Source organism: Pseudomonas endophytica, from assembly GCF_001411475.1.
GTDB lineage: Bacteria > Pseudomonadota > Gammaproteobacteria > Pseudomonadales > Pseudomonadaceae > Aquipseudomonas > Aquipseudomonas endophytica.
This window is the reverse complement of sequence record NZ_LLWH01000181.1, coordinates 18,908-32,405: the sequence shown is the minus strand read 5'-3', so window position 1 is coordinate 32,405 and position 13,498 is coordinate 18,908. Positions and strand designations below refer to the sequence as shown.

Here is a 13,498-nt window from a genome sequence, read left to right as displayed (position 1 = left end):
GAGGGCGAATGCCCAATCGTATGCACTGCACGCCAAGATAGTGCCGCGGTGGACCACGCCTGCGCAGTGGAACAGCACATCCAACGGGCCAAGCTCATTGGCCAACTGTTCAATGGCTTGGGCATTCGTCACGTCCAACAGAATGTTGTGCGTGCCTTCCAGGGCGTCCAGAGCGCTGGCGTTAATGTCTGCAGCGAAGACCTCTGCGCCCGCGGCGAGATAGGCCTGAACACTGGCTAGGCCAATACCTTGGGCTGCTGCGGTGATCAGCACGCGTTTGCCGGAAAGATCCATAGGTACTCCGTAACGATGTCATTGTTATTTTTGGACTAATGGTCAGGCCATTAGGGGCGTGACAATTGGCAAATCGACTCAGCGCTGGAAAACATTTTTAGCTATGATCGCTGTACGTTATCCATTCAATGGTCAGGCCATTGAACCTTTTGTAGCATGCACCTCAAGCTTCAACAAGTGACTTTTTTTCAAAAGCACTCGCAGAGTGGCTGCAATCACCCGAGTTAAATCTACGATGCCATTCCAAGTTATTGATAACCAGAGACTTTATCGACAGATCGCGGACCAGCTACGGGCGTTGATCGACAGCGGTGAATTCCCTCCCGGCAGCCGTTTGCCCGCCGAGCGCGAGTTGGCCAAGTTGCTAGGCGTGAGTCGGGCTTCGGTACGCGAAGCGATGATTGCGCTGGAAGTCATCGGCTTGGTGGACGTGCGGGTCGGCAACGGGGTGTTGGTCTGCGACCCGCCCTTGCAGGCGGTGTCAAATGAGCCGGTGATGGCGCAGGCTGCGCGTGATCAGTGGAAAGAGCTGGACCCGGAGTTGGGCATTGAAGTGGACTTTAGCGCCGAGATCCCACCCTTTGCGTTACTTCAGGCGCGGCGCTTGATTGAGCCCGAAGCTGCCGCCCTGGCAGCACTCAATGCCAGCGATGAAGAGTTGGCTGGTATTCGCGAAGCGTTCGAGCGCAACGTGCAAGACAACCGTGAGGGCTCACACACTCACCCCGGCGATCGGCTGTTCCATATCCGCATTGCGCAAGCGTCAGACAACCCGGCCTACGCGCTGATGATCCAGCACCTGTTGGGGCATCGTTACGGCAGCATGTTTGTGCGGCTGCAAAGCCACTACACCTCAAATGACATGCCGCATCGTTCGGAGGACGAACACCGACGCGTGTTGCTCGCACTGGAACAACATGATCCGCATGCGGCGCGTCAGGCGATGGCCGAGCACTTGGATGAAGTGATTCGCATCTTCAGCCGTAACGCTCAATAAGCCTCGAGCTACAGCCAAGACTCGGTCACGCGGCGGTCGAGTTCTTCCCAGTCCGCCATGCCGAGCACGCGGGTGGTGTTCAGGCCACACAGGTAGCCCTTGAGTTGATTCGCCATGGCTTGCTGTTGTTGAGTAGCGATTTTCTCTTGCTGCAAGGCCTCTTCGTAGAGGCTTAGGTAGTCATCTACACGGTCGCGGTACGCGGGCAGTACCGCTTCACGGATCAGGTCGAAGGTTCGTAATTTTTGATTTTTATTCAAGTGGCACCCTTAGTAAGTTAATGGACTGTTGTTGGGGTAACTTGCTGTTTCAATGTATCTCACGTCGGGGCCTGCGATCTACAGGGGGCCGTGGTTGCTCGCCTAGCCACGGCTTGAATTGTGGGTCGCGTGCTGCGTATTTTGTGCAGCTTGCCGCTCGCGGCCATTACTACACTCAAGGAACGCGTCATGACGACCGATGGTCACGGCTCTATCGCACAGCGATTAGCGGGTATTGATGAAGTTGAATGCATTACCCCTGATCTGAATGGCGTCCCACGCGGCAAGGTCATGACCTGCGCTGGCTTTCTTGAAGGACGACGCTTACAAATGGCCCGTGGCGTGATGCTGCAATGCGTGATGGGTGGCTACCCTGAGGCGCGTTTCTACGGCGGTGATGACAGTGATCTAGCGTTGGTGCCAGACCCTGCACATCTATACCGGTTGCCTTGGAGTGATACGCCACGGGCGCTGACGATTTGCGATGCAGTTGAGCTGACGGGCGCCCGCTCACCGTTATCAACCCGCAGTCTGTTGAAAACCGTCATCGACCGTTACGCCGCCCTTAGCCTGGCGCCTGTGGTGGCGACTGAGCTTGAGTTCTTCGTCTTTGCCCCTAACCCCGACCCAACCCAGCCGTTTCGTCCACCGGTGGGCTTGGACGGTCGGCGCGAAGAAGGTTTCTCGGCGTTCAGTATCAGTTCCAATAACGGTCTACGGCCGTTTTTCAATGACGTGTATGCGTGCATGGCTGCCTTGGGGTTACCGCGAGACACCTTCATGCACGAGATGGGCGTGAGCCAGTTTGAAATCAACTTACTGCATGATGATCCGCTGCTGCTTGCCGACCAAACGCTGCTGTTTAAACACCTGCTTAAAGAGGTTGGGCTCAAGCATGGGCTGACGGTGGTGTGCATGGCCAAACCGCTGGCACATACCGCAGGCAGCTCAATGCATATTCACCAAAGCGTGGTCGAGGTGGGCAGCGGGCGGAATGTATTCAGCGATGAGGCGGGGCAGCCAACGGCCTTCTTTCGCCACTTTATCGGTGGGCAACAGGCGTGTATGGCTGACTTCACGGCGCTGTTTGCGCCTAACGTCAATTCTTATCAGCGGCTTTGCCATCCCTATGCGTCACCGAACAACGCGTGTTGGTCGTTGGATAATCGCAACGCCGGGTTACGAATCCCGGCCAGCGGGCCTGAGGCGCGACGGGTTGAAAACCGTTTGCCGGGCGCCGACGCCAACCCCTATCTGGCGATTGCCGCGAGTCTAGCGGCGGGCCTGCATGGCATCCAACATCAGCTCGAACCGAGCGCTGCGATGCAGGGCGCGTTTGAGGTGCCAGACGCATTGATCTTGCCCTGTACCTTACATGCCGCCCTTGAGCGTCTAAAACGCAGTGAACTGGCCAAGGAACTGTTCGGCCATGAATTCATCGAAGGCTATTGCGCGTCCAAGACACTGGAGCTAACCAGTTTTATGAACGAAATAACCCCCTGGGAACGTCGCTTTTTGGCGGTTCAGGCCTAATCTTTGGTAGCTGGCGCGTACTGATCGCCGATACCTGCACAAGGAGCCGCACGGAAAGCCAATGCATCAAATCTGGAAGTCGTTTCGAGCGTTATATTTTGCCTCGCTGATGATGTTGATCGGCTCGGGTTTATTGAGTACTTACCTGGCTTTGCGTTTGGCAGAGGATCAGGTCGACGGCTTATGGGTGGGCGCCTTGATGGCGGCCAACTATTTTGGTCTGGTGCTGGGCGGCAAGTTGGGCCATCGGCTGATTGCCCGCGTGGGCCACATCCGGGCCTATGCCACCTGCGCCGGGATCGTCGGTGCAGCTGTGCTGTGCCACGGTATGACTGACTTACTGCCTGTTTGGCTGTTTCTGCGTTTGCTCGTCGGCCTTGGCATGATGTGCCAATACATGGTCATCGAGAGCTGGCTCAATGAACAGGCCGACGCCAAACAGCGCGGGGTGGTCTTCAGCCTGTACATGATCGCCTCGTACTTGGGGCTGGTACTCGGGCAACTGATTCTAGTGGTACACCCGGAGTTGGGGCCTGAACTGCTGATGCTGGTGGCGATGTGTTTTGCCTTGTGCTTGGTGCCAGTGGCAATGACCCGGCGTATTCACCCGGCGCCATTACGACCAGCGCCGATGGACCCGAAGTTCTTCATTAAGCGGGTGCCACAATCGTTGATCGCGATCATGGGCGCGGGCCTGTTGATTGGCGCGTTTTATGGTTTGGCGCCGCTTTACGCATCACAGCAAGGGCTATCGACCGAGTTGGTTGGTTTGTACATGGGCTGCTGCATTTTTGCCGGGTTGTTGGCGCAATGGCCGTTAGGCTGGTTGTCAGACCGCTACGACCGACCGTTATTGATTCGTATCTTTGCCTTGCTGTTGGGCGTGGCTGCACTGCCGCTGGCGATCTTCCCGCATGTGCCTGTAGAGATCCTATTCGTGGCGGGCTTCTTGTGTGCGCTGCTGCAATTTTGCATCTACCCGCTGGCGGTAGCCTTTGCCAACGACCACATCGAAGGTGAGCGCCGGGTTTCACTCACGGCCATGCTGCTGGTGACCTACGGTATTGGCGCCAGCATCGGGCCGTTGTTGGCTGGGGTACTGATGAAAGTATTGGGTAGCCAGATGCTCTATGCTTTTTTCAGCGTGACCAGCTTGATCTTGGTCTGGCGTATTCGTCCGAACGCGGTCACTAACCTGCACCAAGTGGACGACGCACCGCTGCAACACGTTGCCATGCCTGACAGCATGTCGAGTTCGCCACTGGTCGCCGCACTCGACCCGCGGGTTGATGAACAAGTGGTGCAAGATCAGATGATGGAAGGCACAGAGCCAAGCGATGAGCCAGAGCCTGAGCTTGAACCTGAAATCGCGCCGGAGTTTGGCGGTCCTCAGGCTGACACTAAGCCATAGGGCCTCGTTGGCTGCGGTCTTTTTTAAGATCAAAAGATCGCAGCCTGCGGCAGCTCCTACAGGGGATATGCCCTGATACTCAACTCAGAAATAGTCATCATCTTTGTCAAATCGCCGCGCCTCGCGCTGCAATTGGTAGACAAATCGTTCAACTTGGCGCTGAACCGCACCGCTGATGTTGTGAAAGCGCATGCCGGCAAAGGTGATGTTAAGCCGCTCTTCAAAATGCAAATGACGCAACTCGACCGCGGTGATCATGTGACCGAAGGGCAGGGCGGCGTTAAAGCGTTCATACACTTGGCCTAACTGAATCTGCTCGCTGATGTCGCCCTCGAAGCGCAGTTTGCAGCCGGTCGCGGACACGTCGAGCAATTTGCCTTTAATCAGTTTTGTGAGTTTTTCACCCGCGACTTCCACGTCCACCAGATGCGCGAGTTTGAGTGCTGCGCGAAACGCATTTCGGCGTTGGTGGTAGATCACTTCTTTGGGCAGGGCGCTGTGATAACACCGGTGCGGGCCAGTGTCGTCAATAGTCAGGAGGGTGTTGCTCTCCCAGGCAATGCGCACGCCGTCGTGAAAACCCTCGACCCGGTAAGGGATGCCCGCCTCAAGAAAACGCTCACCGTTGCGCGGGATCATTTCGTCCAAGGTGATGTGGTTGTTGTCGCGATCCACATCGACCATGTAGCTCTGATAGCGCTCAGTACGGTCGTTGAAGGTGATGATCAGCGGGTCATGGCTCTCTTGCAGCATCCGCAAGTTTGAGGCGATTTCCAACGGCGTCGTCAGAACCTTAGGCGGCTGCGGAGCATCTTGGGCATCAAACACGACTCTTCAATCTCCAGACGAAAACAACAACACGCAAAAACAAGGCATTCTGCCAGCATGTTGCGTGTCTAGATAGTACAGCCTCAGGCTTGGCTGTAAGCGCGGTGTTTATTGAGGAGCGACGTGGTGCCACGTGCGTCATACAAGGAGGGAGTTTCGCCACCGTGGAGGATGCGCAGCTGATTAGCCGTAATCGCCTGTTGGCTCTGTATTAACTGGCCATTGGACTGATTGGCGGCTTGGCACTGAGCCAGCGACTGGTTCAACTGCTCACTGCGGCTGAGCAACTGATCGCCCACGCTTGAGTGGCTGGCAAGGCTTTCGAGGCCGCTGCGATTGGTCTGCAGACCGAGGCTGGCCAAGATTTCACTGCGCTTGCGGCCATGCTGCTCAAGCAAAATAACCAATGAATGTTTGCGCGCCAGAATGTTTTCTAGCGTCGTCATATCGCGCCCTTTAAGGGCGACAGATTCTTCCTGCAACAGGCTCAGCAGTTGCTTAGCAGGTGCCAGGTCGTCATTGATCAGTTGCAGCAAATTCTCGTCGTGCATGTCTGGCTCTAGGAATTAGGCGTCCAAAAGCCTGGCACCGGCCCTCTGTGGGTCTAGCGCTCAGCTTCGATATTTAGCAGTTTGCTGGCGATTTTTTGGCTATCGACCGTGTAACTGCCATCAGCAATCGCTTGTTTCAACGCGGCCACACGCTCTTTATCAACCACGGGTTGATCGCGCAGCGAATCGCTGACTTTCTGCAACTGTTGAGCTTGTGGGCTCAGGTGGACTGACTCACCGCTGGGAGCAGCGCTGGATTGTTCAGTGCTTTTGGTTGCAGCGGCCGCTTGCGTGGCCGAGCCTGCTTCCTGGTTGGCATTGCTGCGCGTACTGCCGGTTAAGGGCGGCGCGCTGTTAAGACGACTAAAGTCAATAACCATCACGAATAACCTCTGGGTATTTGGACGCTTGCCATGTTTTCGGCCATCCCCAAGAAAACTTTAGACCCGATTCATCATCGCTTCACGCATTGGAGTATTGATCGGCATCAATACTCAGTGAAGGCGCCATGAAAATCAGGCCGCTGTGGCTCTACATGGCTGCTTCTACCTGCCCCGGTGACGTCACCCGTGCTTTTATTACCCGATTTGAGTTCAGGTTTTTTACCCGGATTTGCTCGCTGAGGCCACCGTCGGACAGCGCTTCGCCGGGCATTTTGACACTTAATGTGCCGCTGCGGGCGGTGATGATCACTTGATCGCCTTTGCGCACAGCCGCCGCCTGTTCCAAATAGGTGAGGGTCAATACCTGATCGGTGACCACCGGGCGCAACAGTTTTTGCCCGACCACCAATTCGACAGCCGTGATGTAACCCTGATTGATCGAGCTGACATCACGCTCGCGTAAGGTCACATCGGGGTAGTCGATCACTGTCCCACGCTTAAGGGGATGCGCCACCGTCACCACATCGCGGAACAACTTAACCTGCGCTGGCACATAGAGTGTCCACGGTGAGCTGCCTTCACAGCGCACCCGAACAGTCACCCGGCCCATGGGCTGGGCGGGGCTTTGCAGGGTGGCTGTCAAATCTTTGTCGCAATGCGCCAGGCGTAGGCGCGGGTCCAGTGGGTTGACCTCAATCTCGTAGCGACCCTCAATGTGACCCGTGGCGAGGTAGTCTTCGACGCTAAATTCAAGAAAGCCTTGGGTCACGCCGATAAGTTGTTCAGGCGTGGTTAATGCGTCGGCACCGGCAGGCGAGCCAACACTTAATAAGCACCCGGCTGCGAGCATGCGCAACGCGCAACGGCGCAAAGGCTGGAAGCGTGAGCGGTGGCAGGAATTTGTCGTTTTTGGCTTCATGGCAGATAAAAAGCAAAGCCCGTGCCGTTTACCGGCAGCGTGTCCCAACTTAACGATTTTTAAAGGAGCTGAGTATGGCTGGGGTGATGGATGCGGTTAACCAGCGCACTCAACTGGTCGGGCAAAATCGCCTGGAACTGTTGCTGTTTCGTTTGGATGGGCCGCAACTCTACGGGATCAACGTGTTCAAAGTCCGTGAGGTGCTGCAATGCCCCAAGTTGACGGTGATGCCTAAGTCCCACCCTGTGGTGTGTGGCGTAGCGAGTATTCGCGGGGCAACCATCCCGATTCTTGATCTAGCGATGGCCACTGGCGCGGGCGCTTTGAAAGATCAAAGCAACCCGTTTGTGATCATTACTGAGTACAACACCAAAACGCAGGGCTTTTTGGTGCGTTCGGTGGAGCGTATCGTCAACATGAATTGGGAAGCGATTCATCCGCCACCCAAGGGCGCAGGGCGTGATCATTACTTGACCGCCGTGACTCAACTGGAGGATCAGTTAGTCGAAATCATTGATGTTGAAAAAGTGCTGGCCGAAGTCTCGCCATCGCCCGAAGCGATCTCCCACGGTGTGGTGGATGTCGAAACCCAGGCCAAGGCGTTGTCGTTGCGGGTGCTGACCGTCGATGACTCCTCAGTGGCGCGCAAACAGGTGGCCCGTTGCCTGCAATCGGTGGGGGTTGAGGTGGTGTCGCTCAATGATGGCCGTCAGGCGCTGGACTACCTGCGCAAAATGGTTGATGAAGGCAAGGACCCTGCGCAGGAGTTCCTGATGATGATCTCGGACATCGAGATGCCGGAAATGGACGGCTACACCTTGACCGCCGAGATCCGTAACGATCAGCGGATGCAACATTTACATATCATTCTGCATACTTCGTTGTCTGGGGTTTTCAATCAGGCGATGGTCAAGAAAGTCGGCGCAGATGACTTTTTGGCTAAATTCCGTCCTGATGACCTGGCATCCCGAGTTGTTGATCGGATCAAGGCAGCAGATCACAGCTAGGGGCGATACCCTTGGCGATCAATACGTTTTTAGAGGCACGATCACTTGTCGACGGCTAATTTGGATTTTGAACAGTTCCGGGTATTCCTGGAAAAAGCCTGTGGCATTTTGCTCGGTGAAAACAAGCAATACCTTGTCTCTAGCCGTCTGAATAAACTGATGGAGCAGCAAGGGATCAAATCCTTGGGTGAGTTGATTCAGCGGATCCAGAACCAGCCGCGCAGTGGTCTGCGTGAGCAGGTGGTTGATGCCATGACCACCAACGAGACCTTGTGGTTTCGGGATACCTACCCCTTTGAAGTGCTGAAGAACAAAGTCTTGCCTGAGCTGATCAAGGCCAATGGCGGCCAGCGCCTGCGCATCTGGTCAGCGGCCTGCTCGTCGGGGCAAGAGCCGTACTCGTTGTCGATGGCTATTGATGAGTTTGAGCGCAGCAACCTCGGGCACTTGAAAATGGGGGTGCAAATTGTCGCCACCGAACTCTCCAGCACGATGCTTACGCTTTGCCGAAACGGTGAATACGACAGCTTGGCCATTGGCCGCGGTTTATCCCAAGAGCGCTTGCAGCGTTATTTCGAACCCAAAGGTCCGGGGCGCTGGGTGATCAAAGCGCCGATCAAAAGCCGGGTGGAGTTTCGCGCCTTCAATCTGCTGGAAAGCTACGCCGGGTTCGGCAAATTCGACGTCGTGTTTTGTCGCAACGTATTGATCTACTTTTCGGCTGAAGTGAAAAAAGACATTTTGCTGCGCATACACAGCACCTTAAAGCCGGGGGGGTATTTGTTTTTGGGTGCCTCTGAAGCGCTAAACGGTTTGCCGGATCATTACCAGATGGTCCAGTGCAGCCCTGGGATCATCTACCAAGCGAAGTAGCATCCACAAATCGCGTAGGAGCTGCCGCAGGCTGCGATCTTTTGATCTTGAGATTTTTAAAAGCTCGCAGCCTTCGGCAGCTCCTACAGGGGTGGTGGTGGTGGGTATTGGACGGCAGAAAAGCGGCAGACAGCGGAAATCCGTTGCCGCTTTTCTGCCGTTGCCGTTCCTTACCACCTCGCAAAGCCTTAAAAACCGGCGCTATGCAAACTGGCACGAGGTTTGCTCTATTCCTGTCATGTAAGGTCTGAATCACAGACTCAGGCCAGTCCAGACAGGTGTCCTCGCATGAGCATCAGCTTCGATAAAGCGCTCGGTATCCATGAGCAAGCCTTGGGCTTTCGCGCCAAACGCGCCGAAGTGTTGGCCAACAATATCGCCAACGCCGATACCCCGAACTATAAAGCGCGGGATATGGATTTTGCGTCGGTGCTCGCTGCACAAAGCGCTAAAAACCAGAATGGCCCTTTTGCCTTGGACGTCACCAGCAGCCGTCATATCCAAGCCCAAGGGCTGAGCGGTGACGCGGACTCGCTGCTGTACCGCACGTCGATGCAGCCTTCTATTGATCAGAACACCGTGGATGCGCAGCTTGAACAGTCGAACTACGCAGAAAATGCGATCAACTTTCAAGCCAGCTTCACCTTGCTCAACAGCAAATTCAAAGGGCTGATGTCAGCCCTTCGTGGGGAGTAATTTATGTCGCTAGCCAGTGTTTTCAGCATTGCCGGCAGTGGCATGAGCGCTCAGACCACGCGCCTGAACACCGTCGCCAGTAACATCGCCAACGCCGAAACCGTCTCGTCGAGCACCGATCAGACCTACCGTGCACGCCATCCGGTATTCGCCACGCTTTTCCAAGGTGCGCAGGGCGCTAACGGCGACTCGCTGTTTCAGAATCAGGACACCGCGGGCCAAGGTGTGCAGGTGATGGGGGTGGTCGAAGACCAAACCGAGCTTGAGGCTCGCTACGAACCCAACCATCCGGCTGCGAACGCTAAAGGGTATGTGTATTACCCCAACGTCAACGTGGTTGAAGAAATGGCTGACATGATTTCTGCCAGCCGTTCGTTCCAGACCAACGCCGAAATGATGAACACCGCTAAAACCATGATGCAGAAGGTCCTGACCCTCGGTCAGTGATAAGGGGCGATACCCATGAGCGTGACCGATTCCACCAGCGGTTTGACCCTGAATCAGATCCTCGCCAACTCTGCGCGCAGCACAAGCACTGACACCAGTGTCGGGGCGGCGTCGAAGGCGGTCACCGGCAGCCAGTCGCTGGGTAAAGATGCGTTCTTGCAGCTGCTGGTAACCCAGCTGAAAAACCAGAACCCGCTCGACCCGCAGGACAACACGGCATTCGTCGCGCAGTTGGCGCAGTTCAGTAGTCTAGAAGGCATTACTTCGCTCAACGATACCGTCAACTCCTTGTCAGGCGGCCTACAGTCTTCGCAGGCATTGCAAGCCTCGTCGCTGGTCGGGCGCTCGGTGATCGTACAAACCAGCGAAGCCTACGTCGATCCTTCGAGCGCCAAACCTTTCAACGGCACCGTCGTGGTCAACGAGGCAGACACCAAACCGACTATCACCATCACCGACGCTGACGGTGAAGTGGTCAGAACTCTCGACTTAGGTGTGCAAAAAGCCGGCAATGTCGACTTCACTTGGGACGGCAAAGACGCCGATGGGGCGTTGCTCGAAAAGGGCTCTTACATCTTCACCGCCTCAACTCAAACGACCTCCGGTACTACCGCACTCACCACTTACCTGCCCGCCACGGTCAACAGTGTGACCCTGAGCAAGACCGGCGGTGAAATCATGCTCAACCTCGCAGGTCTGGGCAGCATTGGCATGTCCAAAGTTCAGACCATTGGCCTCTAAGCCGACTTAAGGAGACACCTATGTCATTTAATATCGGCCTTAGCGGCCTGTACGCGGCAAACAAGCAACTCGACGTGACCGGCAACAACATCGCCAACGTCGCCACCACTGGCTTCAAAGCCTCCCGTGCCGAGTTCGCGGATGTCTATTCGGCCAGCAAGTTGGGCGTGGGCAGCAAGACCATTGGCAGCGGCGTGAGCTTGGCCAACGTCTCACAAAATTTTGGCCAAGGTGCGATCAACAACACCGGCAATCTGTTAGACATGGGCATTCAGGGCAGCGGCTTTTTCGTATTGAGCGACAACGGCGCGCTGAGCTACACCCGTGCCGGTACGTTCAAGTCTGACAAAGACGGTTACGTGACCAACACCGATGGCACGGCGCGCCTGCAAGGCTATGGTGTGGACGCCAACGGCGTGATCAATACCAGCGTACTTACCGACCTGCGTATCGACACCTCGAACCTAGCACCTAAAGCCAGCAGCACCGTTGAGTCGACGATTAATCTGAACTCCACCTCGGACGTAATAAACCAGACCACTACCGCGTTCGACCCGAACGAAACCTCGTCCTATAGCAAAAAATTCAGCACCACTATTTACGACACCCAGGGCAACCCGCACCCGATGGATCAGTACATGGTGAAGACAGATTCCAACACTTGGAACACTTACACCCTGATTGATGGGCGCAACCCAGATGGCAGCCCGGTTACGGGAGAGGGCGCTAAAGCGCCAGTGGCGTCGACCATGTCGTTTGATTCGAGCGGTGGACTGGTCAGTGTCACCACCCCTAATCCAATTGAGGGAGAGCCGCCTATCGCCAGCAGTACGTTAACGGTCAGTAACTGGATGCCAGGCGCTACCGTCAACGGGCAGTGGGGCTCTAACGGTGCTGCGGCCAACGAAAAAGGGTTAGCCATCAATATGGCTAAAACCACCCAATACAACACGGACACCACGCGTAACCCACCCACCCAAGACGGCTACGCCACTGGCCACATCAACAACCTGACCATTGATGGTTCGGGTGTGATGTTTGCCAACTTTAGCAACAACCAAAGCCGGGCGATTGGTCAGATATCTTTGGCCAGCTTCACCAATGAGCAAGGTCTGCAACCGGTGGGCGGCACTGCTTGGAAAGAAACCTACGCCTCGGGGCAGGCCGGTTTAGACGTGCCTAAGACCGGCACCTTGGGCGCCATTGCTTCCAACTCGCTGGAAGACTCCAACGTTAACCTGACCAACGAACTGGTCGACTTGATCAAAGCGCAGAGCAACTACCAAGCGAACGCTAAAACCATCTCGACCCAGAGCACCATCATGCAGACCATCATTCAGATGACCTAATAGCTCGCTCCTACAGGTCGTGGAAGCAACCCGCAGGCCGTAACCGCCTCCAAAAATGCTGAAACCCCCGTAGGAGCTGCCGAAGGCTGCGATCTTTTGATCTTTAAAAGATCGCGAGCAAGCTCGCTACAGGTCAGAAAGATCAGAAAAGTCAGACAGGTTTAAGCAGCGCATTGAAGTCGGCATGCTCTGAAGGCGCAATGTAGGTAGTGATCAGCTGTTGAATCTGCTGAGGCGTAGCCTCTTTGTGCCGTAACAGCTCGATGGCCCTAAGCCACAGTGCGTCGCGACAATACCGACGCAGGTAGTCAGCGGTGACCACCTTTTGCCCTTCGATCATCAATCTGGCTGCGGGCTTTAGCGCTTTAGGCACGGTCATTAAGCGGGTATGCGCGATGGCTTTGGCGAGCAAGGCGGGCTTGGGGAAAAAAACCGGCACCGAGGCTGAAAGCGAGGGTAATGCTGCGTGGTACTGCTCACCATGGTGGTCGAAGAATCCTTGGTTCATGGCGTGGTGATAGCGTTTTTTTGAGTAGTAGTGGTGGATGCAATCATTGGCAGTCACGACAGTGGCATCGCCCATGGCAAAAGACACCGCGATCTGTTCAATGGTGTGCAGCCTCAGGTAATGCGCGTTCCACTCATCAATCAGTTCTAGGGCGTTATCCAGCAAGCCTGCATTGGCTCGAGTAAGCCCGCAAATGCCGCTGTTGTAGAGGTTTAGGCTGTCATGCGGGGCTTTACCATTGGCCTCAAGCTCGGTGGCGAACGGCACATAATCAGGGCGTTGCTTGGCTTCGGCCCATGCCCACTCCAACTCATCCATTAAATACTGCTGATCGCTGACGCGTTCAAACAGCGTGGCGGGGTCCTTGTAAAACACCGTGTCAGTGTCAACGAAGATGGTTTTGTCTGCGAGCTTGGCCCCAGCCGCGATGGCACACGCCTTGCGTCGATGGGTGTAGCCGTGTGCGCCTTTCCACTGCGTAAGTGTGTCGTGGCTCAAGGCAATGATATTGACGGGCCAGCCCTCAAAGGCATCGGGCTCGTCGGTCATCAAGGTGATGGTGAAACTGCCGGGTACGCGTTGTTCGCGCAGTGCAGACAGAATGCTGAGTTTGGCTTCTTGGCGGTAAACGGTATTGCCGCCATAGAGCAGGTACAACAGGTGGGAAGAATCCATACGTCCATGCTTTTAAGAGTGGGCGT

The 13,498-nt window shown here is 55.6% G+C and carries 16 protein-coding genes; 9 read left to right on the top strand and 7 right to left on the bottom strand.

The features are described 5' to 3' along the window. On the bottom strand, positions 1-294 hold a 294-nt coding region (locus AQS70_RS15300; RefSeq protein WP_156355169.1), incomplete at its 3' end, for an SDR family NAD(P)-dependent oxidoreductase. Positions 295-529: 235 nt separating this feature from the next. Between AQS70_RS15300 and AQS70_RS15295 the strand changes: the two genes are divergently transcribed. After that, the gene (locus AQS70_RS15295; protein WP_055103613.1) at positions 530-1,291 is read left to right on the top strand and encodes a FadR/GntR family transcriptional regulator; all 762 of its coding nucleotides are present in this window, start codon (positions 530-532) and stop codon (positions 1,289-1,291) included. Positions 1,292-1,299: 8 nt separating this feature from the next. On the opposite strand, the gene AQS70_RS15290 is transcribed toward AQS70_RS15295, so the two are convergent. Further along, positions 1,300-1,551, bottom strand: a complete 252-nt coding sequence (locus AQS70_RS15290; protein ID WP_055103612.1) for a hypothetical protein — start codon at positions 1,549-1,551, stop codon at positions 1,300-1,302. 291 nt (positions 1,552-1,842) lie between these two features. Here AQS70_RS15290 and AQS70_RS15285 point away from each other — a divergent pair, with 291 nt between their 5' ends. Together AQS70_RS15285 and AQS70_RS15280 are read left to right on the top strand one after the other, a co-directional pair. Beyond that, positions 1,843-3,084, top strand: coding sequence for a glutamine synthetase family protein (locus tag AQS70_RS15285; RefSeq protein WP_187331820.1), 1,242 nt, complete (start codon positions 1,843-1,845; stop codon positions 3,082-3,084). A 61-nt stretch (positions 3,085-3,145) separates the two neighbouring features. Then, entirely contained in the window at positions 3,146-4,495 is a 1,350-nt protein-coding gene (locus tag AQS70_RS15280; protein WP_055103610.1) for an MFS transporter, read from the top strand. An 84-nt stretch (positions 4,496-4,579) separates the two neighbouring features. Here the strand turns inward: AQS70_RS15280 and AQS70_RS15275 are convergent, their stop codons facing one another. The 4 genes from AQS70_RS15275 to flgA all read right to left on the bottom strand — a co-directional run bounded on the left by AQS70_RS15275 (position 4,580) and on the right by flgA (position 7,176). Continuing rightward, positions 4,580-5,323: a flagellar brake protein gene (locus AQS70_RS15275; protein ID WP_055103609.1), complete on the bottom strand. Its 744-nt coding sequence runs from the start codon at positions 5,321-5,323 to the stop codon at positions 4,580-4,582. A gap of 83 nt (positions 5,324-5,406) precedes the next feature. Then, positions 5,407-5,874: a flagella synthesis protein FlgN gene (locus AQS70_RS15270; RefSeq protein WP_055103608.1), complete on the bottom strand. Its 468-nt coding sequence runs from the start codon at positions 5,872-5,874 to the stop codon at positions 5,407-5,409. A gap of 53 nt (positions 5,875-5,927) precedes the next feature. Next, positions 5,928-6,254, bottom strand: a complete 327-nt coding sequence (gene flgM / locus AQS70_RS15265; RefSeq protein WP_055103607.1) for a flagellar biosynthesis anti-sigma factor FlgM — start codon at positions 6,252-6,254, stop codon at positions 5,928-5,930. Between the two features lie 151 nt (positions 6,255-6,405). Next, complete coding sequence (flgA, locus tag AQS70_RS15260) at positions 6,406-7,176, bottom strand: flagellar basal body P-ring formation chaperone FlgA (RefSeq protein WP_082428121.1); 771 nt, start codon at positions 7,174-7,176, stop codon at positions 6,406-6,408. A 74-nt stretch (positions 7,177-7,250) separates the two neighbouring features. Between flgA and AQS70_RS15255 the strand changes: the two genes are divergently transcribed. The 6 genes from AQS70_RS15255 (at position 7,251) to flgE (ending at position 12,289) form a co-directional block, all read left to right on the top strand. Next, positions 7,251-8,183, top strand: a complete 933-nt coding sequence (locus tag AQS70_RS15255; protein ID WP_055103605.1) for a chemotaxis protein CheV — start codon at positions 7,251-7,253, stop codon at positions 8,181-8,183. 45 nt (positions 8,184-8,228) lie between these two features. Continuing rightward, positions 8,229-9,056, top strand: coding sequence for a protein-glutamate O-methyltransferase CheR (gene cheR, locus AQS70_RS15250; RefSeq protein ID WP_055103604.1), 828 nt, complete (start codon positions 8,229-8,231; stop codon positions 9,054-9,056). 288 nt (positions 9,057-9,344) lie between these two features. Further along, positions 9,345-9,752 carry a flagellar basal body rod protein FlgB gene (gene flgB, locus AQS70_RS15245; RefSeq protein ID WP_055103603.1) on the top strand — a complete coding sequence of 136 codons (408 nt, stop codon included), beginning with the start codon at positions 9,345-9,347 and terminating at the stop codon, positions 9,750-9,752. Between the two features lie 3 nt (positions 9,753-9,755). Beyond that, positions 9,756-10,199 carry a flagellar basal body rod protein FlgC gene (gene flgC / locus AQS70_RS15240; RefSeq protein ID WP_055103602.1) on the top strand — a complete coding sequence of 148 codons (444 nt, stop codon included), beginning with the start codon at positions 9,756-9,758 and terminating at the stop codon, positions 10,197-10,199. A gap of 15 nt (positions 10,200-10,214) precedes the next feature. Continuing rightward, entirely contained in the window at positions 10,215-10,940 is a 726-nt protein-coding gene (flgD, locus tag AQS70_RS15235) for a flagellar hook assembly protein FlgD (protein ID WP_055103601.1), read from the top strand. Positions 10,941-10,960: 20 nt separating this feature from the next. Next, a complete protein-coding gene (flgE, locus tag AQS70_RS15230) occupies positions 10,961-12,289 on the top strand; it encodes a flagellar hook protein FlgE (protein ID WP_055103600.1) in 1,329 nt (442 codons plus the stop codon). A gap of 151 nt (positions 12,290-12,440) precedes the next feature. Here the strand turns inward: flgE and AQS70_RS15225 are convergent, their stop codons facing one another. After that, positions 12,441-13,472, bottom strand: a complete 1,032-nt coding sequence (locus AQS70_RS15225) for a hypothetical protein (RefSeq protein WP_055103599.1) — start codon at positions 13,470-13,472, stop codon at positions 12,441-12,443. Between the last annotated feature and the right edge of the window lie 26 nt (positions 13,473-13,498).